This is a genomic window from Mesorhizobium sp. L-8-10, assembly GCF_016756635.1.
GTDB lineage: Bacteria > Pseudomonadota > Alphaproteobacteria > Rhizobiales > Rhizobiaceae.
The window spans coordinates 458,088-479,498 of sequence record NZ_AP023263.1; the positions used below are offsets into that span (position 1 = coordinate 458,088).

Genomic DNA, 21,411 nt, shown 5'->3' on the forward strand with positions numbered 1-21,411 from the left:
GGCACGACGGACTACGGAGGAGAAGACCAATGGCGCTGCCGGCATTCAATCCCGAAGACATGAACCTCGGAAGCCTCGATCCGGTCGAGCGCGCCTCGCGCGACGAGGTGCAGTCCCTGCAGCGCGAAAGGCTCGCCTGGTCGCTGCGCCACGCCTATGAGAATGTGCCCTTCTACCGGCAGAAATTCGACGCCGCGGGTGTCCACCCCTCCGATTTCCGCGACCTGTCCGACATCGCCAAGTTCCCCTTCACGGTGAAGCAGGACCTGCGCGACAACTATCCCTACGGGCTATTCGCCGTGCCGCGCGAGAAGCTTGTCCGGATCCACGGCTCGTCCGGCACGACCGGAAAGCCCATCGTGGTCGGCTACACCAAGGCCGACATCGACATGTGGGCGAACGTGATGGCGCGCTCGATCCGCGCCGCCGGCGGACGGCCGGGCATGATGGTCCATGTCGCCTACGGCTACGGCCTGTTCACGGGCGGTCTCGGCGCCCATTACGGCGCCGAACGGCTGGGCTGCACCGTGGTGCCGATGTCGGGCGGCATGACGGAAAGGCAGGTCCAGCTGATCGCCGACTTCCGCCCCGACGTGATCATGGTCACGCCGAGCTACATGCTCGCCATCCTGGACGGATTCCGCAAGGCCGGCATCGATCCGCGCTCCACGTCGCTCAAATTCGGCATCTTCGGTGCGGAACCCTGGACGAATGCCATGCGCCAAGAGATCGAACGGTCCTTCGACATGCAGGCGACCGACATCTACGGCCTGTCGGAGGTGATCGGCCCCGGCGTCGCGCAGGAATGCGTGGAGACCAAGGACGGGCTGCACGTCTGGGAAGACCACTTCCTGCCCGAAATCATCAACCCCGAGACGGGCGAGCCCGCCGCCGACGGAGAGTCGGGCGAACTGGTATTCACCTCGCTCACCAAGGAAGCTTTCCCGATCATCCGCTACCGCACCCGCGATCTCACGCGGCTCTTGCCCGGTACTGCGCGCCCCGGCATGCGACGGATGGAGAAGATCACCGGCCGCTCCGACGACATGATCATCCTTCGCGGCGTCAACGTCTTCCCGAGCCAGATCGAGGAGGCGCTGCTGGCGACCGAATGGTGTTCGGGCCACTTCCAGATCGAGCTCACCCGCGAAGGCCGCATGGATCACATGACTGTGCTCGCCGAAGCACGCGCCGAACATTGGGACGGCGAAGGCTTGACCGAACACGCACAGCGCTTCGTCGAGACGATCAAGAACACGATCGGCATCAGCACCGCCGTGGTCATCCGCGAGCCCGAAGGGGTGGAACGCTCGGCCGGCAAGGCGCGGCGCGTGGTGGACAAGAGGCCGAAAGAATAGCGAATAGCGAATAGCGAAATAAACCAATGACTTGCCACGCGAGTAGGCGAGTAGCAAGCCATTTCTCTTTTCCCTATTCGCTATTCGCTACTCGCTATTCGCTCCCTTCTCACATCTGATCAAAATCCACCGCCACGCGCGGCGTCTTCGGATGCGACTGGCAGGTGAGCACGAAGCCGGCTTCGATCTCCCAGGGCTCCAGCGAATAGTTCACGTCCATCTCCACCGCGCCGTCCAGAACCTTGGCCCGGCAGGTCGAGCACATGCCGCCCTTGCAGGCGAAGGGCAGGTCCATGCCCGCGCGCAGCGCCGCGTCGAGGATCGTCTCGCCCTCGGCCACCGGCACCTCGCGGCGCTTGCCGTCGACGGTTAGCGCGGCGACATGAGCCGCCGGCGCTTCGGCCGCGACCTTCGGCCTGATCTGGGGGCGGCCGCCATGGACGGACACGAAACGCTCGACATGGATCTTCTCCGGCGCGAGGCCGACATCCTTCAGCGCCGCCTCGATATCTTCGATCATCGTGGCGGGCCCGCAGACGAAGGCATGGTCGACCGCCGCGGCGGGCAGTTGGGCGCTAAGCAGGATGCGGACCTTCTCGCCGTCCAGCCGGCCGTTGAGGATTGGCAGATCCTGCTCTTCCTGGCTGAGCACATGGAAGACCGAGAGGCGGCCGAGGAAACCATCCTTCAGTTCCTCGAGCTCGGTCCGGAACAGCATGTCCCGGGTCGAGCGGTTGCCGTAATAGAGGAAGAAACGGCTGTTCGGCTCCGACGCCAGCACCCCGCGCAGGATGGACAGGATCGGCGTGATGCCGGAGCCCGCGGCGAAGCCAACATGGATGCGGCCGTCGCCGACTGCCTCGCCGAGGCCGAAGCGTCCGGTCGGCGTCATCACGTCGATCTCGTCGCCGGCCTTGAGATTGTCGTTGATCCAACCGGAGAACACGCCGTCCTCGACCCGCTTGACGGCGACACGCAGTTCGCCTTCGCCGGGTCCCGAGCAGATCGAATAGGAGCGGCGCAGATCCTCGCCGTCGACCATGGCGCGCAGTGTCAGATACTGGCCGGAGTGGAAGCGGTAGGCCTCGGCCAGCTCGCGCGGAACGGCGAAGGCGATCGAGACGGCATCCTCGGTCTCGCGCCTCACATCGGCGACCACAAGCCGGTGGAAATGGGGCGACGGACCGACGGATCGGGACGAGGACGGATCGAGGTTCTGTTCAATGGCGGCGGACATATCGGAAACCTAGTGGCACTTGAAGTAGTCGAAGGGCTCGCGGCAGGCCTCGCAGCGCCAGAGCGCCTTGCAGGAGGTCGAGCCGAATTCGGCGAGCAGCGAGGTCGAGGTCGAGCCGCAGCGCGGGCAGGCGACCTCGTCCTTGCCGAACAAGGCGCGCCGGCCGGCAGCCCGCGCGGGCGGCGCGATGCCGTAGTCGCGCAGTTTTGTCCTGCCTTCCTCGCTCATCCAGTCCGTGGTCCAGGCCGGCGATAGTACAGTGACCACCTTGACGTGATCGAAACCGGCCTTGGCCAGAGCCAACTCGATTTCGAGCGCGATCATGTTCATGGCCGGACAACCGGAATAGGTCGGGGTGATGACGATCTCGATGTTGCCGTCGCGATACCGCACGTCACGCAGGACGCCGAGATCCTCGATCGACAGCACCGGAATCTCGGGGTCGCAGACCGCGCCCGCGATGCGCCTCACTTCGGCGAGATCAGGCAGGCCGCGGGCCGCAGCCAGCGCCGAAGGCTCCGGATGCGGACTGGCGGACATCACCAGACCGCTCCCGGGACGGCGCGCTGCACATATTGCAGTTCGGTGAGCAGATGGCCGAGATGCTCGCTGTGGCGACCTGAACGGCCACCCTTCTGCATCCAGCCGTCGGCGGGCACGGCGAGGCCCGCTTCCTCGAAGACCGGCCGGATCGCCTCCCGCCAGGCAACCCGCAGTTCTTCCGGGTCGACGCCGATGCCGGCCTCGATGACGGCGCGATCCGCCTCGTCGACTTCGAACAGCTCGCCGGTGAAGGGCCAGAGCAGTTCGAGCGCATCAAGAATCCGCCGACGGCTTTCGTCCGTGCCGTCGCCCAGCCGGATCACCCATTCGGCCGTATGGCGCACATGATAGGCCATTTCCTTCTCGGCCTTGGCGGCAACCGCGGCGAGCGTGGCATCCTTCGACGCCATCATCGCGCGCCAATAGAGGTCGGCGAAGGCCGCGTAGAGGAACTGCCTGAGGATGGTCCGGGCGAAATCGCCATTGGGCTGTTCGACCAGGAGCAGGTTGCGGTAGTCGCGCTCGTCGCGGCGATAGGCGAAGGCGTCCTCGTCATGGCCGGCGGCCTCGATCTCGCCCGCATGGGCATAGAGCGAGCGCGCCTGGCCAATCAGGTCGAGGGCCATGTTGGCGAGGGCCATGTCCTCTTCCATCATCGGTGCATGGCCGCACCATTCGGACAGGCGATGGCCGAGCACCAGCGCATCGTCGGCGCGGCGCAGCACGTAGAGGACGTGCGGCGTCTCTTCCACCGTTATGGACCCCGAAGCCATGACTTCCTCCTGATCGATCGATCTTGCTGCCCTGCCCCACTACGGGGGCGGGGATGTCACATGTGACCGACGTCTTCCGGCACTTCGTAGAAGGTCGGATGGCGGTAGATCTTCGAGGCGGTCGGCTCGAACATCATGCCCTTGTCGGCGGGGTCGGAAGCGACGATCGCCGCCGACGGCACGACCCAGATCGAAAGACCCTCGCCGCGCCTTGTATAGATGTCGCGCGCCGCCTGCAGCGCCAGCGTCGCGTCGCTGGCATGCAGCGAGCCGACATGCTTGTGGCTCAGGCCGTTGCGGGAACGGATGAAGACTTCCCAGAGCGGAAAAGAAGTGGTTGCCATCTCAGCGTCCTTTCAAGTTCTATGCCGCTTGGGCGGCCTGACGGCGCTTCTTCGCGGCATAGGCCAGGGCTGCGTCGCGCACCCAGGCGCCGTCCTCATGCGCCTTGCGGCGGGCCGCGAGCCGGTCGCGGTTGCAGGGACCATTGCCCAAAATCACCTGACGGAATTCTTCCCAGTCGATCTCGCCATATTCCCAATGGCCGGTCTTCTCGTTGAATTTCAGCGCGGAATCGGGAATCGACAGACCGAGATATTCAGCCTGGGGCACCGTGGCGTCGACGAATTTCTGCCGGAGTTCGTCATTGGAGAAGCGCTTGATCTTCCAGCGGGTCGAGGCATCCGAATGCTGGCTCTGCGCATCGGGCGGACCGAACATCATCAGGCAGGGCCACCACCAGCGGTTCAAGGCGTCCTGCGCCATGGCGCGCTGGGCCTCGTTGCCCCGCGAAAGCGTCAGCATGATCTCGTAACCCTGGCGCTGGTGGAAGGACTCCTCCTTGCAGACGCGGATCATGGCGCGCGCATAGGGGCCGTAGGAGCACCGGCAGAGCGGAATCTGGTTCATGATCGCCGCGCCGTCGACCAGCCAGCCGATCGCGCCGATGTCGGCCCAGGTCAGTGTCGGATAGTTGAAGATGGAGGAATATTTCGCCTTGCCCGACAGCATCTGGTCGACGAGCCCCTCGCGCGAGGTCCCGAGCGTCTCGGCGGCGGCATAGAGATAGAGGCCGTGACCGCATTCGTCCTGCACCTTGGCGAGCAGGGCGGCCTTGCGGCGGAGCGACGGCGCGCGCGTGATCCAGTTGCCCTCCGGCAGCATGCCGACGATCTCGGAATGGGCATGCTGGGAGATCTGCCTGGTCAGCGTCTTGCGATAGGCGGCCGGCATCCAGTCGTTCGGCTCGATACGCTCCTCGGCATCGACGCGCTCCTGGAAACGTTCGAGCAATGCGGCGTCCTCTACCTGACCGCCAGCATCTGGATTTGCGTTGAGAGCCTGCGTGTACATGGCATCCTCCTCAGATTAGAAAGATTCTATGTTACAAGAATTCTGAATGCAACAATTTTCTGTAACATATTGCGATATGGCAGGGTGGACGGCCACTGATGCGGGCCGCATCAGACCGCGAAGCGCTTGTTGATGTCGGACGCCGGTTTGAGCGGCTCGCCATCCTCGCCCAACGCATGGGCGTCGAGCCAGCGTTCAGAGGGCCTCAGCAGCGCGCGGTAGAGCTCGCCACACAGCAGGCGGGCCTCCTCGGCTGGCCAATGCTCCGGCAGGATCGCCGCCGGCAGGAGCGGATCGCGCAAGACAACGCGCCGATATTCGTGGATGAGCAGCACGCGGGCGACCAGGGCGTCGAGATCAGTCGGCACGGTGCCGCCGGCGAGCGCCGCGCGCATCGGCGCGAAGGCTGCGATAAAACGCCGATAGGCCTCGCCGATCGCCTGGAGCGGCCAGCTTCGCGCCGCCAGAGCGCTCAACTCGGCAGTATCGCCGCTGGCCTTCAGCTTGAGCTCGTTGGTTGCCGCAGCCGGGATCTCCTCGCCGGGCGGTCCGACCCAGAGGCCGGGCGCCGGGCTGCCGAAGCCCGCCGACTGCAGCGCGCCGCGCACTGCCTCACGATCGGCGCTTCCCGCGGTGACGATGAGGTCGAGCCGGCCGTCCCACAACGAGGGGCGTGGGAAATAGATGTGCTGCGTAGCGTGGGCGAAGGTCGCGCTGCCTTTTTCCGCCAGCCGATAGAAACTGTTTCGCCCGGACTTTCTGCGTTCGAGCCACCCGTCGCTGGCGAGCCGCGACATTGCCGTGCGAACCACGCCCTCGCCGACATCCATCGCTCTGAAGAAGGAGAGCAGCGTGCCGAGCCATACCGAACCGCCGCGCGGCACGATCGCGTCGCCATAGATGGTGATGATGATCGACCATGTGCGCGAGGGCTGTTCGCGCAGGCCGGCAAGCGTCGCGTCGAGAACCTCGTTGAAGCGGCGCGGATCGCCTGCGCGAACAGCAGGCGCCGGAGCGTCGGTCATGGTCATGCCCCGCGGCGCCGGGCCGGCTCGCTCTCGACAGCGGATACTGCGGCGGCCGCTTCGTCGGCGCCCTTCAGGATCAGTTCCGAAGCGAAACGCGCATAGTCGTCACGCGACATTCCGCCCCCCTTGCGGAACCAGAGATAGTGCCAGTTGAGCATGCCGAACATCGACATTGTGAGCGGCTTGAGGGATGCGCTCCGTCCGATGCCGGGCAACGCCTCCGCGAGCGCATCCGACAGGAGCTTGACGAGCACCCGTTCCAAAGCCCGCAACTGTTCCTGGCGGGGCTCCGGAAGCAGCTTGAGATTGGCGATCTGGATCTGATGCTCGGCATCGGCGTCGCGATAGGCTTCGAGCAGCGCCTGGGCGATGGCATGGACACGGGCTCGCGGCTCGGACGTCGTGGCGGCAGCCCTCTCCACGACCTCGACAAGTTCCTCCAGATGCGCCGACAATATGTCGAAGAGCAACGCCTCCTTGTCGGGATAATAGTGGTAAAGCAGGGCCTTGGAGACGCCGCAGGCCTCGGCGATCATGGTGATCGAGGTGCCGGAGTAGCCGAACTGGGCGAAGAGCTGGGCGGTGCGCTGCAAGATGGCGAGGCGCTTCGCGTCATAATCCTGGGCGCGCGTGCGTGCCATGTCGGTCCTTTTCGCCTTCCCGGTCCTTTTTCGCCTTCAAGGCCGAGCCGAGCCGTTCTCCCACACGGCAGCTCGATAAAATTATCCGAACGCTCTATCAATTTTCACCATGCGCGTAAACCCGGCACCAATGCGGGTCGGCGGAGGAAGCTGACATACGGTGCGTCCTTCGAGGCTCGCTTCGCGAGCACCTCAGGATGAGGGAGGCCGGCGCCAGGCGAGTTGGAGGACGTCGGAACTACGCACTTCAGGACAAAGGAGGCTTGGCACTGCGTTCCTCATCCTGAGGTGCGAGCGCAGCGAGCCTCGAAGGATCGGATGTGGCAGCACCGTTTTCCATGATAGATTACGGACGATCGACCGACGAACATCACATCAGGGGTGGGTTCGATGAGCGGCAGGGAAATCGAAGGCGTCAGGACGCTGCTGGCGTCGCTTCCACGACCGACGAGCCTCACCGAGCGGCGCGAACGGCTCGATACGGTCGCATCGGTGGACGGCGTCGCCGCCGACATCAGTTTCGAGCCGGAGACCGTCGGCCACTGCGAGGCGGAATGGTCGCTGGCGCCCGGCAGCGACGCCTCCCGCGTGCTGCTCTTCTTCCATGGAGGCGGCTATTGTTCCGGCTCCATCCGCAGCCACCGCCGCATGGTCTCCGAGGCGGGGCGGGCGGCAGGCATCCGCACTTTGGCGGTGGCCTATCGGCTGGCGCCGGAAAACCCGTTCCCGGCCGCGCTCGAGGATGCGGTGGCTGCCTTCGAGTACCTGCTCGGACGCGGCATCGGCGCAGGCCACATCGCCATCTCGGGCGACAGCGCCGGCGGGGGCGTCTCCCTGGCGGCCATGACCCGCCTTCGCGACCTTGGCAAGCCCTTGCCCGGATGCGCCTGGCTCGTCTCTCCCTGGGTCGACCTGGAGATGAGCGGGGCCAGCATGGACACCAAGGAGGCGGTCGATCCGCTGATCCACCGCGAGTATCTGCAGGAACTGGCCTCGTCCTATCTTGGCCGGGCAAATCCGCTCAGCCCGCTCGCCTCGCCGCTTTATGCTGATCTCTCGCGGCTGCCCCCCACCCTTGTGCAGGTCGGATCGGCGGAGACGCTGCTCGACGATGCCGTCCGCATCGTCGGACGGCTGGGTGCGGCCGACGTGGCGGCCAGCCTGGAGGTCTGGCCGCATATGATCCATGCCTGGCATCTATGGTCGGCCCGCCTGAGAGCGGGCCGCCAGGCGACCGCTTCAGCTGGCGCCTTCATCAAGCGGCATCTGGCGCGGTGACCGGCTACCACACCACCGGGTGGGTTGCTCCGGTCTGCACATTGACGAAGCCTTCCGGCGCCTCCGGCCCGGGCGCGACCAGCACCCAGCGCCAAGGCGCGCAGGTCAGCGTCGCAAAGGAGAGCCGCTCGGGAAAACCGGGGCCCCAGCGCGGGTGGAAGCTCGGCTCGTAGAGCCAGTCGATCCTGGCTCCCTCGGCATAGAGCTTCTCCATCTCCTCATGCAGTTCTTGTGCCGAACGGCATGACATCAGGCCGCCCACCTCATATCGCACCGTGGCGACCAATTCGCCCTCGCGCACCAGCGCCCAGCCGCCCTTGTTGCGGGCGAGCGCATTGACCGCGGCGGCCATGGCCTCGTCGGACGAGCCGACCACCCAGACATTGTGCTTGTCATGGGCGACGGAGCAGGCGAGCGCCGTATCAGGGGTGCGCGGGCCGCAGCCGAGCCAGAACATGCGCGACACGCCCGCCTCGCCGGAGAAACGATCGACCACGGCGAATTTCGTGACATTGGCGTCGGCATCGCGCGCGACCTGGCCGTCGACGACCGGAAGCTCGCGGGTGATGAAATCGTCGGTCCAGTGGAAAGGCCGCAGCAGGGCGGCGTTCATGGTGGTGCGCCCGGGCTGCGCGGGGATCACGAAATCCTCCGCCGTGAGATCCCGCCCGATGCGGATCGTATCCGTCGCCCAGCCGGGCCAGGCGATATCGGGAACGGGTGCGAGATAGTCCGTGCCGTGCGACACCTGCCGGCCGTCCGCCCAGACCTTGGCGATCTCGAAGCGCGCGAGGTCGGACAGGAGTACGATATCGGCATAGCGGCCGGGCGCGATGCTGCCGACCCAGGGCGTCAGCCGCATATGCCGGGCCGGGTTGATCGTGACGGCCTGGATCGCGATCTCGGGCGGCAGCCCGGCCTCGATGGCGAGGCGCACATTGTAGTCCGTCGCGCCGAGGCGCAGCGTGTCGGAAGCGCTGCGGTCGTCGGTGGCGAAGGCCACCTGCGACCAGTCGGCCAGTCCCTTGTCCAGCAGCCCGCGGATCACCTCGGGAAGGCTGTGCACGCGCAGTTCCATGAACAGGCCGCGCGACAGCTTTTCCCAGAACTCCTCGACGGTCCAGGCCTCGTGATCCGAAGCCAGGCCGGCCGCGGCGAAGGCATTGATCGAAGGGATATCGCGCAGCCCCGCCGCGTGCCCTTCGACGACACCGCGCTGCTCGAAAGTGGCGCGGATCATGCCCCACAAGCGGTCATAGGAAGGATTGTCGGGGTTCCACACGGCCGGCCAGTCCATGACCTCGTCGAGGCCCGCGACCATCAGGCTCTGCGACAGGAACGCCTTCTGCTCGCCGTAGCCGAACCAGCCGCCGCCATGCTCATAGGCGGTCGGCGGTACTGCCGAACCCGGCAGGGGAAAGATCTTCATCGGCGACCCGCGCCGGCGCGCCTCGAGCCAGAAGGCAAGGTTGTTTGCGCCGTCGACATTCGAGAATTCGTGGCTTGCCTCGCAGGTCCAGGTGTTGCCGCGCGGCACAACGAGGGCTGCTTCCCATTCGGGCGTGATATGGGAGCTCTCTATGTGCTTGTGGACTTCGCCCAATCCGGGGACTGCCATCAGATCGGGCTCGTGCGCGCGTTCGGCCACACTGCCCTGATATGCGCCTGCCGGACCGACCCAGGCGATGCGCCTGCCCTTGATGACGATCTCCTGGTCGTCGCGCCAGGTGCGGGTGTGGACGTCGAGCAGCCTGCCCACCCGCAGGGCCCGGTCGGCGGGCCGCCGCCCCAGCGCCACCAGCGCCAGATCCTGGCGGATGCGGATCTCGGCATCGGCGGCGATCTCGAGATCGTCGGGCAAGGCATCGGCGGGACACATCGTCATGACTTGGATCTCTTTCCTGCAGGCACGTGCGGGGGGCTGGCGCCGAGCAGCGCGTCGCGTGATGGTTTAGGCCGCGGCGGCGCCCGGGGGCAATGGGTGAAACGCGACATACCCGGCTCGAAGGGGCAGGAACGGAACGGTTCTACCGCTCCGGCGCCGGCCCGCTTGGCGGCGAACCTGTGATGCCGGGGATGCTGCCCGCACCGGTCCGACGCCCGGCTGCAAGGGCGGCCGGTCTCAGGAAGAAGGCGCAGGACGCCTCGGGCAAGCCTCCCGTGAGCAACCGGGCGAAGAGCGCATCGATCTCGGCCGCGCTCATGTCCGGATGATGCTCCAGCCACCAACGCAAGGTCGCATTGACGGTCGACACGATGTGGAGAACGACGAGCTCGCGCGGCAGGGAGCCGGCCATCTCTCTCGGCATCGCCGCACGGAAGACGCCCGCCAGCACGCGGTCGACCGCGTCGCGCAGGATCGGGCCGCCCCGGCCCCCCGACAGCGCGAAGCGCACATCGGCGAATTCGGCGATATGCTCGAAGAGAACCCGGCTCGGGCTCCACGAGCGGTCCCAGGGAAACGGCGCGGTTTCGCCGTAGCCCTGTGCGGCCAGGAGAAGATCGCGAAGCCTGTCGAGGCTGCGCTCGAGCAGGTCGTCCTTGGTGGTGAAATGGGCATAGAAGGTTGCGCGGCCGACATCGGCCTCGCGCAGGATGTCCTCGACCGTGATCTCCTCATACGGTTTGCGGCGAATGAGCGCGACGAGCGCGTCGTAAAGGGCCCTCCGCGTACGGGCCACGCGGCGATCGATCGCCATGTTGTCTTGCCTCCGGTCTCCACGGCATTTCCGGACACGGAACGAGCCGAAGTCCGTTTCCGCACTTTCGCGGCGCTGTTGTCCGGAAATTTCCGAACATCATGTTCGATATCTTGCTAGGCCGGACCAGTCCGATCAAGTCCGGAGAAAGCACAATGAACGGCCTGACAATGAGCCTTCGGCCCACCAATGCCTATTTCAGGGCCGGCACTGCCGCGATCCTCACGCTGGTCCTGACATCCGTCCATCACGCCTATGGCGCGATGATCTACGAGACCCCATGGCGCTTGCACATCCTTCACGTCGCCGTGCCGGCGGCTGTCGCGATCGCGCTTTTGCTGTTCATCGGCTTCACCCGCGGCGGCAAACCCGGCGGGCGCCTCGCCACCTGGGCCGCGATCGCCATCATCATGGCTTTCCCTGTCGCCGCGATCGGCGTCTTCGAGGGCGGCTACAATCACGTCCTGAAGAACCTCGTCTATTTCGGCTTCGGCGCGGAAAGCGCCAAAGAGCTGTTCCCGCCGCCCACCTATGAAATGCCCAACGATCTTGTCTTCGAGCTTACTGGAATCGCCCAGTTTCCGCTCTGCGTCCTCGCCGCGGTCTTCGCTCTGCGCCTGTTGCGCATGAAAGCTGGCTGAGGCAAGGCCGAAATTGCGAAGCGCCAGGAGCCCCCGCCCCTGCCTCCTTCTTCAAAGGGCCTCGCGCACGCCGCCAAGTGGAGGGGGCCGCAACATGGCAAGCCCCCGATCGGGCGATACGGAACGGCACACTCCTACAAGTTGCTGACTTTCTCCGAAGGAGCCTCCGATGTACGAAACGGAACAAACCCCGTGAGATAGAATGCAAAGCGAAACCAGAAAGCCCGCGACCGTCGCAGACGAAAGCGGAGCGGGCCGACCGGCGGCAACGGTCGAAGACGGTGTTCCGGCACAGGCCAAGAAACGGAACCCGACGCTGCTGAGGCTCCTGGCGGGGCGCTGGAAATGCGAGATCATGCTTCTGCTGGCTGAGAGAACGCGCCGCTTCGGAGAGTTGCGCCGCAACCTGCCGGGCGTCACTCAGCAAATGCTGGCCACCCAGTTGCGGGCCCTCGAAGCAAACGGGCTCGTCGAACGCACAGTCCATGCCGAAACTCGGCCGCGGGTCGAATACTGCCTCACCCCGGCCGGCTATGCGCTTCAGCCGATCTTCGATGAGATCGACCGCTGGTGCGACGCACATTGGGACGCCGTTGCCGCGAAGGATGGCGACGAAGGCGGGACGCCAGGCTGACGACCATTCGCTGGTGCAGGTTTCGTCACGTCAACGCTACAAGAAGACGGCCGATGCCGCTCGACAGCCAGGTGGTGAATTTCTATCGACGGCCGCGAACTCAATGCCGACGATAGAGAAAGTCGTCGGCGAGCCCGAGCCGCCGGCAGGATTGGACCGCCGGAGACGACGGCAGCACGATGCGTTCGCAGATGCCAGCCATCGAGGCGACCACGGCGCGCGCCTGCGGCCTCAGGTTCCAGCGGTCGCCGAGCCCCAGCCGTTCACGCACCCATAGGGGAAGGATGTCGATGGCGGCCTTCAGGAGCGGCAGTTGCAACGACCGGACCGAGGCTGGCAAGGCGGGGACCTTCGCCATGATGTCGAGAAACTCGAGCACGATCGGCGACGCGGCGAGCCGGTGCCGGCGCGCCTCGAACAGGGTGTAGAGATCTGCCTGCGATCCGGGCGCGCCCGCAGCGCCGTAGAGAAGCGCGATCGGGCGGCATTCGGCCAGCGAAGTGTCGCGCTCCTCCGCTCGAAGCGGGCGTGCATAGCAATGATAGGCCTGCATGAAGCCGAAACCCGCCGTGGCCTGTACCCAGTCCAGGAGTTCGGGATCATTGGCGTCATAGGCCTCGCCCTCGCTGGTGCGGCCGCGGATGCGGCCATGCATCCTCACCACGCCGGCGATCATGGCCTCGGCCTTGCTGCGCGGGCCGTAAACGGTGACCATGGCTGCCGCCCCGGTGCGCCGGAGGCGCGACAGCGCGTCGGTGCGGAAACCGCTGTGCTGCCATACGGCGTCGCGGACCCGCGGCTCGGCCAGTTCGAGCAGCACGGCTGCGACCCCGCCGATGAAGACCGTCACCGGGTTCTTGAAAATGCGCCAGGAGAGCGAAGCCGGTGGAAGCAGGGCCGGCTCCCCGACGGGACGCAGGAAATCGACGTGGTATCCGGGCGGCTGGCGCATCAGCGTTCGGGCAAAATCATCCACGCGGCGCCCCAGCGCCGAAGGAAGCGGAATGACGCCTGATGTCATCCTCCCAGCCTCGTTTCAGCCTCCGGCCGTCTTGTTCCCGCGATCACCGGGCCAGCCCTCGCGGCTGGAACCTCAATCTAGAAGCGGCCCCGGTCGGAAAGCGATTCCGATCTTCGACTGATCAGGCTAGTCGAAGGTGCAGGGCCAGTTCGCCGGCTTCGACAGGCCGGCGGGTAGCTTCGTATCGGCGTTGCCGCAGGCTAAATCGATCTGCTCCTGCCGCAGGCCGATGGCGGCCGAAAGATCGAGCCCCTCGATCCTGGTCAGGTACATGAAGGCCTTGCCGAATTCGATCGACCCCTCGAAGACGGCGCCGCTGAGATCAGCCCGCGCGAGATTTGCCAGCGAGAACCGGGTGCCGGTGATCACGGCCTTGTCGAAATTGGCTCGCCCGAGTTCGGCCTTCTCGAAATCCGCGCCGGTCAGGCGCGCGCCGCTGAAATCGGAACGCTGCAGTTCGGCCCCGGCGAATGAAGCCCCCTCGGCAGAGAGATGCGCGAAGCTACTCCGGTAGGCCTGGACCTTGGCGAAATTCGCCTTCGTGGCATTCGCTCCGGCAAGCGCCGTCCGCACCAGCGTCGCGCGCTCGAGGTTGGCCGAAGCCAGCCTGGCGCCTCTCAGATCGGAGGCGCTGAAATCGGTCCCCACGAGGTCGGCGCCTTCGAGATTGCCGTCCTGGAGCACGATGTTGCTCTTGTCGCAGCCGCGCCAATCCAGACCCGGAGCGGGCGCGGTCTGGCAATCCGGCGCGGCGGCCGCGTTTTGGGCGAGCAGCAGGCACATACCGGCGAGCGCAGCCATCCGCGTGACCGCGCCCAAGCCGACCCGGGCGAGCAGCCTCGCCTCAGTTCCGTCGCCGTGGCCGGCATCGTGCTGGATATCCATCGCGCTGCTCCGAGATCCCCGCCGCGTCCGCTCCCGCAAGGGGCGGCATACGGCACCCTTATGCGGGAGATCGCGGCTTCCTTCAAGCATGACCGGAATTGCTGCTTCCCCATCAACGTCGAAGCCATATGGCCGATCCATCACGAAGCCGTTCCCGGCCGGTCTGCCTCGCCGAGACCGTCATGAACAAGACTTGCATGATGAAAGTCACTGCGATAGGACTGGCGGCCATGCAACGGACGAGCTTTCTCGCCTTCGAATGCCCCGCGGCCCGCGCTCTCGAAAGCGTCGGCGACTGGTGGAGCATCCTGATCCTGCGGGATGCGCTTCAGGGGCTGACCCGCTTCGACGAATTCCAGCAGAGCCTGGGTGTCGCCCCGAACATCCTGTCCCGCCGGCTGAAGCACCTCGCCCATGAGGGCCTGTTCGAGCGCCGCCTCTATGCGAGCCGTCCACCGCGCTACGACTATGTGCTGACCGACAAGGGCCGGGATTTCTATCCGGTGGCGGTCGCGCTCTTTGCCTGGGGCAATCGGCACCTGGCGCCGGACCAGATCGCCATGCGCCTCGGCGACCGGACGACCGGTCGGGAAAGGCGTGCGATCGTGGTGGACGCGGAGACGGGCGAACCGATCACATCAGACAACACCATGCTGCTCCCGGGCCCGGCCGCGACCGGGAAAACGTTGGAGCGCATCCGCCTCGTCGGCGCGCGGCGCGACTGAAACAACATGGTTGAGACCAACGGAAAGGGTGCTGACATGCGTCGGATCGTCGTCACGGGCATGGGACTGGTATCGCCGCTGGGCTGCGGCGTCGAGACTGCCTGGGCCAGGCTGACCGCGGGCAAGAGCGGCGTTCGCGCCTTGCCCGCCGAAGTGGCCGGCGACCTGCCGGCGAAGATCGCCGGCCTCGTCCCCGACCGCGCCGTCGATCCCGAAGCGGGCTTCGATCCGGACCAGGCCGCGCCGCCCAAGGACCAGCGCAAGATGGACCGTTTCATCCTGTTCGCCCTGATGGCGGCCGACGAGGCCCTGGCGATGGCGCAGTGGCGACCGGCAGGCACCGTCGAGTGCGAGCGCACGGCGACCGTGATCGCATCGGGCATCGGCGGCTTCCCGGCGATCGCCGACGCGGTCCGGACGACCGAGACGCGTGGCGCGCGGCGGCTTTCGCCTTTCACCGTGCCTTCCTTCCTGGCCAATCTCGCGGCCGGCCATGTGACCATCAGGCACGGTTTCACGGGGCCGATCGGCACCCCGGTGACGGCCTGCGCGGCGAGCGTCCAGGCGCTCGGCGACGCGGCGCGGCTGATCGCGACCGATGAGGCCGACATTGCGGTGTGCGGCGGCGCGGAAGCCTGTATCGACAAGGTGAGCCTCGGGGCCTTCGCCGCGGCCCGCGCCCTTTCGACCGGCTTCAACGAGACCCCGGAAAAGGCGTCGCGGCCCTTCGATGCGGCCCGCGACGGCTTCGTCATGGGCGAAGGGGCAGGCGTGCTCGTGATCGAGGCGCTGGACCATGCGCTGGCGCGCGGCGCCACGCCGATCGCCGAACTCGTCGGCTACGGCACGACGGCCGACGCCTATCACATGACGGCGGGGCCGGAAGACGGCCGGGGCGCGGCCCGCGCCATGGCATTGGCGCTGAAGCGTGCCGCCCTTGCGCCGACCGATATCCAGCATCTCAACGCCCACTCCACGTCGACGCCGGTGGGCGACAAAGGCGAGATCGAAGCGATCAAGACGGTGTTCGGCCGCCGGGGCGGCATCGCCGTCAGCGCCACGAAATCCGCCACCGGGCATCTGCTCGGCGCGGCCGGCGGGCTGGAGGCGATCTTCACCGTGCTGGCGCTGCGCGATCAGATCGCTCCGGCCACACTCAACCTCGACGACCCCGATCCGGCTTGCGACGGCGTCGACCTGGTGCGCGGCGAAGCGCGGCGCATGGCGATGGAGCACGCCATCTCCAACGGCTTCGGCTTCGGCGGCGTCAACGCCAGTGTCGTCTTCCGGCGCTGGAGCTGACCAGGCGCCTCGGACGCTAGCGATTGCATGACCCGGGAAATCGACCTGCCCGAGTTGCGGACGACAATCCTTCGCGACTTCCCCGAACTGGCGAAAGCCGAATTCAAACCACTGACCGCAGGCTGGCATTCGGTCGCCGTGGATGTCGGCGACAGGCTGATCTTCAAGTTCCCGCGCCACGAAACGGCGCAGCGCGCGCTCATCAAGGAGGCGAGCCTGCTCGCGCTGGTGCGTCCCGCCGTGACGATGTCCGTGCCCGACCTCACTCTCCATGAGGGGCCGCCGATGTATTCGCGGCACCGCAAGCTCAGGGGCGACCATCTCGTCGCCGCGCAGTATGACCGGCTCCCCGAGCCGGCACGGGATGCGCTGGGCCGGCGGTTGGGCGAATTCTATGCCCAACTCCACAGGCTGGACCATGACGCCGTGAGGGCGGCCGGAGCCGGTCCGGTCGAGGCCTGGCTCAGCGCCGAGGAGATCCTCGCCAGGGCCGTACCGGCGCTTCCGGTCGAACTGCGCGGCTTCGCCGAGGAAACCGTAGCGGAATGGCGGGATATGCCGCCCGACCCCTATGGCACGACTTACGGCTTCTTCGACGGCCATGGCTGGAACATGGCTTTCGACCATGGTGGCGGCACGCTCTGTGGCATCTACGATTTCGCCGATTCCGGCTTCGGCCCGCTGCACCAGGAATTCATCTACTCGAACTTCATCTCGCCCGATCTGACGAGGCGCATCGCCGACAACTACGAGGCTCTGTCCGGACGCCAGCTCGACCACAGGCGCATCGACGTGCTGACCGGTATGCACCGGCTCTCCGAACTGGCCGCGTTCGCGGACGATCCGGCCCGCCGCCCCGACATGATCCGCCATGTGGCGGATTGGGCAAGGCCCTGAGCTTCATCCTGCATGCGCTACCCTCTCGGCATTCCTTTCGGCCGCAGATATCTGCGCTGCGCGGCGATGCGGAACGGCGCATTGGGTGCGCCATAACCTTTGTAGCCGCCGCGCCGCTCGACGATCTCGAAAATGAAGCCCTCGCCCCAGGTCGGAGCGTAGAGCTGGAAATATTCGCCGTCGCCGTCGCGGTCGTAGAGGATGTTCCCGGCCCTCAGCCGATCGGCCAGATCGGGCTCCAGGCCGAAGCGGGCCTCGACATCGTCATAATAGTTGGGAGAGATCGGCAGCGCCTCGAAACCGTTCGCGCTCAGCGCTTCGGCGGTCGCGAAAATATCGCCGGTGGCGAAGGCCAGGTGCTGGACGCTCGATCCGAAGCTCTCGGCGATGAAATGTCCGGCCAGGGTCCTGCGGTTTTCGGCACCGTTCAATGTAAGCCTCAGCTTACCATCTTCACTCTCAATCGCCTGGCTTCGCACCACGCCGCCCGGGTCGATCACGTCGACCATCGGGGTCTTCCGGGTGCGGAAGATCGCGGTGTAGAAGAGCAGCCAGGTGAGCATCTCCTCGTAGTTCATGGTCTGGCCGACGTGGTCGATACGGCTGAGCCCGACCTCGTGCGATGACTGCGGATCGGCAGTCGGCGTGAATTCCACGTCCCAGACCTTCGCCAGTTCCGACTTGCCGTCGACGAAATAGACGACCCCGCCGCCGACGCCACGGATGGCCGGGATGGTGAGTTCACCAGGCCCCGCAGCCTGTTCGAACGGCTCGGCGCCGAGCGCCCGGGCGCGTTGAACGGTCGCGGCCGCATCTTCGACCCTCAGCCCGATCGCATAGACGGAGGTGCCGTGGACGAGATAGGAGGAATGCGCGAAGCCCTCGCCTTCGGTGTTGACGACGAGATTGATGTCGCCCTGTCGGAACAGGGTCACATCCTTCGAGACATGGCGTCCGACCTTGCGGAAGCCCATGGCGTGGAACAGTGCGGCGAGCGTCTCGGCGCCATCCTGGTCGGCCGCGAACTCGACGAACTCGACACCTTCGACCGCGATGCGATCGGGCATGTCGGGCACGGCCACCGCGATACCGGGCTCCTCGCGCCTGACCTGGTCCATGAGATGGACAAGCGAACGGCGGCCGTCGACGGCGATGGAGCGCGGCGAGCCGGCGCGGAACTGGTCGTTGAAGATTTCCAGCGAGAAATAGCCGTCATAGCCGGTGGCGGCCACGGCGCGGGCGAAGTCCTTGACGGGCAGGTCGCCTTCGCCGGGCATGTTGCGGAAGTGTCGGCTCCAGTAAAGCAGGTCCATGTCGATCAGCGGTGCGTCGGCGAGCTGGACGATGAAGATCCTGTCACCGGGAATGGCGCGGATCGAACCGACGTCTATCTTCCGCGCCAGCGTATGGAAGGAATCGAGGATCAGCCCGACATTGGGATGGTCGGCGCGGCGCACCACTTCCCAGGCGTCACGATGGTCGCTGACATGGCGACCCCAGGCAAGCGCCTCATAGCCGACGCGCAGGCCTCGCCTGGCCGCACGCTCGCCAAGCTCACGGAAATCCGCCGCCGCCCGGTCGATGCCGCCCAGCGACACCGGCGAGACGCTGGAGCAGACCAGCATGAGGTCGGTGCCGAGTTCCTGCATCACGTCGAACTTGCGCTCGGCGCGGTCGAAGGCACGGCCGCGCTGCGGCTCGGGCAGGCCCTCGAAATCGCGGAACGGCTGGAACAGGCTTATTTCCAGGCCGGCATCACGCACCATGCGACCGACATCGCGCGGCGAGCCGTCGAAGGCGAGGAAGTCGTTCTCGAAAATCTCCAGGCCGTCATAGCCGGCTGCCGCGATGGCCGCGAGCTTCTCGGAAAACTCGCCGCTGATCGACACGGTGGCGATTGACGTCTTCATGGCTGAAGCCTCCCGCGGACGGCCGTACCGCGGCACAACCGGCCTGCCCGTCCGTTGCGCCTCGGATGTCCCGACACCGGACACGCTCCGGCCCAAGGGTCCGCGCACGGCCGAGCCCTGCATCGGATGCGGGCGACTATGGAGCCGGAAGCCGGATAACTGCAAATACCAAGACGGCTGGGTTGAATAACATCATGTTAAGCATGTCTCCCGAAAGTGGGTACCGGTTTCGGGACAAAGACATGCGTCAAATCGAAGACCTTCGGCGTGTTGTCCGTTTTCACGCAACGCGCTTCAGGCTTGCGCCCGATGTGGCCGCAACGAGTGCCCGGGGATACCTTCGAACGCTGGAATCGACGAGGAAGACGTTGCCGGCAGCGGCATGCCGCGTTTCCGGGCATGCCGCTGCCGCCCCGTCCGGCCCTTCCCGCTTCACGCAGCGCGCAAGCCCGCGACGGGCCGGATATTCTGGTTCATTCGGAACAGGTTCGACGGGTCGTATTTGCGCTTTATCTCGACCAGCCGCTGATAGTTGCCGCCATAGGCCGTCTCGACGCGGTCGAGCTCGTCCTCGGGCATGAAGTTCACGTAGGCCGTCCCGGCGGCGTATGGCCTTGTCGCGTCGAACAGGCCGCGCGCCCAGCCGATGCAGGCCTCGTCCATGGCCGGCTCGCGCCAGCGCGCATGGACATTCATGACGAAATGCGAGTTGCGTTGCGGGAAGGCCGTGGCGTCGGCTGCGACACGTCCGGCAGCGCCGCCGACATGGCCGATGAAAACCTCGCATTCGGGACCAGGAAGCTTGGCGATCCCGTCGAGCAGGATGGCGATCGCGCCGTCGGAAAGCGACGAGAAGTCGTGGCTCTTCCAATAGTTGCGGGCGCCGGGCGCCAGCAGCGGATCGAAGGCCGCCTGCCAGGCCGTGAAGGGCATGGGACCGAAGGTGTCAGCAATCGGCTGACCGATCGAGCGCAGCGGCGCGGCAGCCTTCTCGCCCATGGCGGGATCGCCGCACCAGCACATGGCCAGCACCAGCACTTCCTTGCCGTGCCATTCGGCCGGCACGAAGGGAAGCGGCGGCGCCTGCCGCATCACCACCCAGCAGGTGAGCTCGTCGGGGGCGGTTTCCAGGGCTCGCCGATAGGCCTTGAGAACGCTCTCGCCCGCCGCGAAGGGATGGAAGACAAGGCCCGACAGAATCTGCGGCCCCATGGCATGGAGCTGGAACTCGAAAGCGGTGACGATGCCGAAATTGCCGCCGCCGCCGCGGATCGCCCAGAAGAGGTCCGGATGCTTGCCGAGGCTCGCGCGCACCACCTGCCCCGCTGCGGTGACGACATCGGCCGCGACGAGATTGTCGAGCGTCAGCCCGAACTTGCGTGTCGTCCAGCCGAAACCGCCGCCGAGGGTCAGCCCGGCTATGCCCGTCGTGGAGTTGATGCCGCTGGGAACGACCAGCCCGAAGGCCTGGGTTTCCTGGTCGACATCGGCCAGCAGCGCGCCCGGCTCCACCCAGGCACGCTTTGCCGAGGTATCGATCCGCACCGACTTCATGAGCGAGAGGTCGATCATCATCCCGCCGTCGCAGACGGAGTTGCCGGCGATGTGGTGACCCCCGCCACGGACGGCGACGAGCAATCCGTGGTCACGGGCGAAACGCACCGCACCGACCACGTCGGCCGCGCCGCGGCAGCAAACGATGAGGCCGGGCCTGCGATCGATCATCCCGTTCCAGACGGCACGCGTCGCATCATAGGAGGGATCGGTCGGAAGCAGCACGGTTCCGCGCAGTTGCGCGGCAAAGGCTTCGACGGCAGGCGCCGCGACCTTCGTCTGCCCTCCATCCAATGTGGAGAGGCTGAGATCGTTCATCGGGATGCTCCTTCGCTCCTGCCCGCAAGCCGCAAACCGCCCCGGCGGGCCAGCCCCGGACGCCTCGGGCAGTCTAGGCCGGGCCGGAAAAGGCGGGAAATGCCGAAAATTCATCGCATCGATGCAGGGCGTGCATCGGCGGCCGGCATGTCCTGAATGGACACTCAGAGGCGCGGTGATCCTATGCCCGGCCGGTTGCTTGGCCGCGGTTCGCCCGCTACGCCATCCGTCTGGCGGATGATCCCCGACGCCCGCCGGCTACGGCTGGAGCGATCGGCGGGCGCGAAATGGGACGAGCGGTCGCGCCAGAGCGAAGGCTGCTGCGTGCCGCGCGCCAATCTGCGCGACTGGACACCTGAGGCGCCGTGGCGGGCCTGCATCCAGTTGTGGGAGGCGGAAGCGGCATTTCGCAATCACAACAGCGAGTTTGTCGATGCCCATCTGGCGTCAGAGCCAGGATCGCGTGCCGGCGCCTAACCTGGGTCGGGCTGCTCAATCCCTTCCTCTGTGTCAGATTCGCCCTCCAGATAAAATACCGACTAGTTTGTTTTTTTGTTGCGTTGCGGATCGGCCCTGCCTATCGTGGAGCTGGCGTGGCCGGTCTCGAGACTGCG

General features: G+C 66.2%; 21 protein-coding genes. 8 read left to right on the plus strand and 13 right to left on the minus strand.

What is annotated here, in order from left to right:
- Positions 1-29 precede the first annotated feature (29 nt).
- A complete protein-coding gene (gene paaK, locus JN280_RS02055; protein WP_202309877.1) occupies positions 30-1,358 on the plus strand; it encodes a phenylacetate--CoA ligase PaaK in 1,329 nt (442 codons plus the stop codon).
- A gap of 109 nt (positions 1,359-1,467) precedes the next feature.
- On the opposite strand, the gene paaE is transcribed toward paaK, so the two are convergent.
- The 7 genes from paaE to JN280_RS02090 all read right to left on the minus strand — a co-directional run bounded on the left by paaE (position 1,468) and on the right by JN280_RS02090 (position 6,933).
- Positions 1,468-2,595: a 1,2-phenylacetyl-CoA epoxidase subunit PaaE gene (gene paaE, locus JN280_RS02060; RefSeq protein ID WP_202309878.1), complete on the minus strand. Its 1,128-nt coding sequence runs from the start codon at positions 2,593-2,595 to the stop codon at positions 1,468-1,470.
- Between the two features lie 9 nt (positions 2,596-2,604).
- The gene (paaD, locus tag JN280_RS02065; RefSeq protein ID WP_202309879.1) at positions 2,605-3,135 is read right to left on the minus strand and encodes a 1,2-phenylacetyl-CoA epoxidase subunit PaaD; all 531 of its coding nucleotides are present in this window, start codon (positions 3,133-3,135) and stop codon (positions 2,605-2,607) included.
- Positions 3,135-3,911 carry a 1,2-phenylacetyl-CoA epoxidase subunit PaaC gene (paaC, locus tag JN280_RS02070; protein ID WP_202309880.1) on the minus strand — a complete coding sequence of 259 codons (777 nt, stop codon included), beginning with the start codon at positions 3,909-3,911 and terminating at the stop codon, positions 3,135-3,137. The genes paaD and paaC overlap by 1 nt, the downstream gene beginning before the upstream one ends.
- 56 nt (positions 3,912-3,967) lie before the next feature.
- Positions 3,968-4,255 carry a 1,2-phenylacetyl-CoA epoxidase subunit PaaB gene (gene paaB, locus JN280_RS02075; RefSeq protein WP_202309881.1) on the minus strand — a complete coding sequence of 96 codons (288 nt, stop codon included), beginning with the start codon at positions 4,253-4,255 and terminating at the stop codon, positions 3,968-3,970.
- A 19-nt stretch (positions 4,256-4,274) separates the two neighbouring features.
- A complete protein-coding gene (gene paaA / locus JN280_RS02080) occupies positions 4,275-5,264 on the minus strand; it encodes a 1,2-phenylacetyl-CoA epoxidase subunit PaaA (protein ID WP_202309882.1) in 990 nt (329 codons plus the stop codon).
- A gap of 110 nt (positions 5,265-5,374) precedes the next feature.
- Positions 5,375-6,289: a phenylacetic acid degradation operon negative regulatory protein PaaX gene (paaX, locus tag JN280_RS02085; RefSeq protein WP_202309883.1), complete on the minus strand. Its 915-nt coding sequence runs from the start codon at positions 6,287-6,289 to the stop codon at positions 5,375-5,377.
- A 2-nt stretch (positions 6,290-6,291) separates the two neighbouring features.
- Positions 6,292-6,933: a TetR/AcrR family transcriptional regulator gene (locus JN280_RS02090; RefSeq protein ID WP_202309884.1), complete on the minus strand. Its 642-nt coding sequence runs from the start codon at positions 6,931-6,933 to the stop codon at positions 6,292-6,294.
- A gap of 390 nt (positions 6,934-7,323) precedes the next feature.
- Here JN280_RS02090 and JN280_RS02095 point away from each other — a divergent pair, with 390 nt between their 5' ends.
- Complete coding sequence (locus JN280_RS02095) at positions 7,324-8,211, plus strand: alpha/beta hydrolase (protein ID WP_202309885.1); 888 nt, start codon at positions 7,324-7,326, stop codon at positions 8,209-8,211.
- Between the two features lie 4 nt (positions 8,212-8,215).
- Here the strand turns inward: JN280_RS02095 and JN280_RS02100 are convergent, their stop codons facing one another.
- Positions 8,216-10,096, minus strand: a complete 1,881-nt coding sequence (locus JN280_RS02100) for an adenine deaminase (RefSeq protein WP_244742815.1) — start codon at positions 10,094-10,096, stop codon at positions 8,216-8,218.
- A 142-nt stretch (positions 10,097-10,238) separates the two neighbouring features.
- Entirely contained in the window at positions 10,239-10,910 is a 672-nt protein-coding gene (locus tag JN280_RS02105; protein ID WP_202309886.1) for a TetR/AcrR family transcriptional regulator, read from the minus strand.
- Between the two features lie 155 nt (positions 10,911-11,065).
- Between JN280_RS02105 and JN280_RS02110 the strand changes: the two genes are divergently transcribed.
- Positions 11,066-11,551, plus strand: a complete 486-nt coding sequence (locus JN280_RS02110; RefSeq protein WP_202309887.1) for a hypothetical protein — start codon at positions 11,066-11,068, stop codon at positions 11,549-11,551.
- Between the two features lie 202 nt (positions 11,552-11,753).
- A complete protein-coding gene (locus JN280_RS02115) occupies positions 11,754-12,185 on the plus strand; it encodes a winged helix-turn-helix transcriptional regulator (protein ID WP_202309888.1) in 432 nt (143 codons plus the stop codon).
- Positions 12,186-12,285: 100 nt separating this feature from the next.
- Here the strand turns inward: JN280_RS02115 and JN280_RS02120 are convergent, their stop codons facing one another.
- Together JN280_RS02120 and JN280_RS02125 are read right to left on the minus strand one after the other, a co-directional pair.
- Complete coding sequence (locus JN280_RS02120; protein WP_202309889.1) at positions 12,286-13,206, minus strand: oxygenase MpaB family protein; 921 nt, start codon at positions 13,204-13,206, stop codon at positions 12,286-12,288.
- A 126-nt stretch (positions 13,207-13,332) separates the two neighbouring features.
- A complete protein-coding gene (locus tag JN280_RS02125) occupies positions 13,333-13,989 on the minus strand; it encodes a pentapeptide repeat-containing protein (RefSeq protein WP_446720833.1) in 657 nt (218 codons plus the stop codon).
- A 332-nt stretch (positions 13,990-14,321) separates the two neighbouring features.
- Between JN280_RS02125 and JN280_RS02130 the strand changes: the two genes are divergently transcribed.
- Genes JN280_RS02130 through JN280_RS02140 form a run of 3 tightly spaced genes read left to right on the plus strand, consistent with a single transcriptional unit; the run spans position 14,322 to position 17,015 of the window.
- Entirely contained in the window at positions 14,322-14,816 is a 495-nt protein-coding gene (locus tag JN280_RS02130; RefSeq protein WP_202314465.1) for a winged helix-turn-helix transcriptional regulator, read from the plus strand.
- A gap of 36 nt (positions 14,817-14,852) precedes the next feature.
- Positions 14,853-16,118, plus strand: coding sequence for a beta-ketoacyl-ACP synthase II (gene fabF, locus JN280_RS02135; protein WP_202309890.1), 1,266 nt, complete (start codon positions 14,853-14,855; stop codon positions 16,116-16,118).
- A gap of 27 nt (positions 16,119-16,145) precedes the next feature.
- Entirely contained in the window at positions 16,146-17,015 is an 870-nt protein-coding gene (locus tag JN280_RS02140) for a phosphotransferase family protein (protein ID WP_202309891.1), read from the plus strand.
- Between the two features lie 17 nt (positions 17,016-17,032).
- Here the strand turns inward: JN280_RS02140 and JN280_RS02145 are convergent, their stop codons facing one another.
- Positions 17,033-18,925 carry a bifunctional sugar phosphate isomerase/epimerase/4-hydroxyphenylpyruvate dioxygenase family protein gene (locus tag JN280_RS02145; RefSeq protein ID WP_202309892.1) on the minus strand — a complete coding sequence of 631 codons (1,893 nt, stop codon included), beginning with the start codon at positions 18,923-18,925 and terminating at the stop codon, positions 17,033-17,035.
- Between the two features lie 432 nt (positions 18,926-19,357).
- Positions 19,358-20,797 carry an FAD-binding oxidoreductase gene (locus JN280_RS02150; protein WP_202309893.1) on the minus strand — a complete coding sequence of 480 codons (1,440 nt, stop codon included), beginning with the start codon at positions 20,795-20,797 and terminating at the stop codon, positions 19,358-19,360.
- A 156-nt stretch (positions 20,798-20,953) separates the two neighbouring features.
- Here JN280_RS02150 and JN280_RS02155 point away from each other — a divergent pair, with 156 nt between their 5' ends.
- Complete coding sequence (locus tag JN280_RS02155) at positions 20,954-21,274, plus strand: hypothetical protein (protein ID WP_202309894.1); 321 nt, start codon at positions 20,954-20,956, stop codon at positions 21,272-21,274.
- The last annotated feature ends 137 nt before the right edge of the window (positions 21,275-21,411 follow it).

What these genes read in the sequence shown, in the direction of transcription:
- JN280_RS02095 (WP_202309885.1), top strand. Translation starts at nt 7,324, where the DNA reads ATGAGCGGCAGGGAAATCGAAGGCGTCAGGACGCTGCTGGCGTCGCTT.
- paaD (WP_202309879.1), bottom strand. Translation starts at nt 3,135, where the DNA reads ATGTCCGCCAGTCCGCATCCGGAGCCTTCGGCGCTGGCTGCGGCCCGC.
- fabF (WP_202309890.1), top strand. Translation starts at nt 14,853, where the DNA reads ATGCGTCGGATCGTCGTCACGGGCATGGGACTGGTATCGCCGCTGGGC.
- paaB (WP_202309881.1), bottom strand. Translation starts at nt 4,255, where the DNA reads ATGGCAACCACTTCTTTTCCGCTCTGGGAAGTCTTCATCCGTTCCCGC.
- paaE (WP_202309878.1), bottom strand. Translation starts at nt 2,595, where the DNA reads ATGTCCGCCGCCATTGAACAGAACCTCGATCCGTCCTCGTCCCGATCC.
- JN280_RS02090 (WP_202309884.1), bottom strand. Translation starts at nt 6,933, where the DNA reads ATGGCACGCACGCGCGCCCAGGATTATGACGCGAAGCGCCTCGCCATC.
- JN280_RS02145 (WP_202309892.1), bottom strand. Translation starts at nt 18,925, where the DNA reads ATGAAGACGTCAATCGCCACCGTGTCGATCAGCGGCGAGTTTTCCGAG.
- JN280_RS02110 (WP_202309887.1), top strand. Translation starts at nt 11,066, where the DNA reads ATGAACGGCCTGACAATGAGCCTTCGGCCCACCAATGCCTATTTCAGG.
- paaK (WP_202309877.1), top strand. Translation starts at nt 30, where the DNA reads ATGGCGCTGCCGGCATTCAATCCCGAAGACATGAACCTCGGAAGCCTC.
- JN280_RS02100 (WP_244742815.1), bottom strand. Translation starts at nt 10,096, where the DNA reads ATGACGATGTGTCCCGCCGATGCCTTGCCCGACGATCTCGAGATCGCC.
- JN280_RS02120 (WP_202309889.1), bottom strand. Translation starts at nt 13,206, where the DNA reads ATGACATCAGGCGTCATTCCGCTTCCTTCGGCGCTGGGGCGCCGCGTG.
- paaC (WP_202309880.1), bottom strand. Translation starts at nt 3,911, where the DNA reads ATGGCTTCGGGGTCCATAACGGTGGAAGAGACGCCGCACGTCCTCTAC.
- JN280_RS02115 (WP_202309888.1), top strand. Translation starts at nt 11,754, where the DNA reads ATGCAAAGCGAAACCAGAAAGCCCGCGACCGTCGCAGACGAAAGCGGA.
- JN280_RS02130 (WP_202314465.1), top strand. Translation starts at nt 14,322, where the DNA reads ATGCAACGGACGAGCTTTCTCGCCTTCGAATGCCCCGCGGCCCGCGCT.
- paaA (WP_202309882.1), bottom strand. Translation starts at nt 5,264, where the DNA reads ATGTACACGCAGGCTCTCAACGCAAATCCAGATGCTGGCGGTCAGGTA.
- JN280_RS02140 (WP_202309891.1), top strand. Translation starts at nt 16,146, where the DNA reads ATGACCCGGGAAATCGACCTGCCCGAGTTGCGGACGACAATCCTTCGC.
- JN280_RS02105 (WP_202309886.1), bottom strand. Translation starts at nt 10,910, where the DNA reads ATGGCGATCGATCGCCGCGTGGCCCGTACGCGGAGGGCCCTTTACGAC.
- JN280_RS02125 (WP_446720833.1), bottom strand. Translation starts at nt 13,989, where the DNA reads ATGTGCCTGCTGCTCGCCCAAAACGCGGCCGCCGCGCCGGATTGCCAG.
- JN280_RS02155 (WP_202309894.1), top strand. Translation starts at nt 20,954, where the DNA reads ATGGACACTCAGAGGCGCGGTGATCCTATGCCCGGCCGGTTGCTTGGC.
- JN280_RS02150 (WP_202309893.1), bottom strand. Translation starts at nt 20,797, where the DNA reads ATGAACGATCTCAGCCTCTCCACATTGGATGGAGGGCAGACGAAGGTC.
- paaX (WP_202309883.1), bottom strand. Translation starts at nt 6,289, where the DNA reads ATGACCGACGCTCCGGCGCCTGCTGTTCGCGCAGGCGATCCGCGCCGC.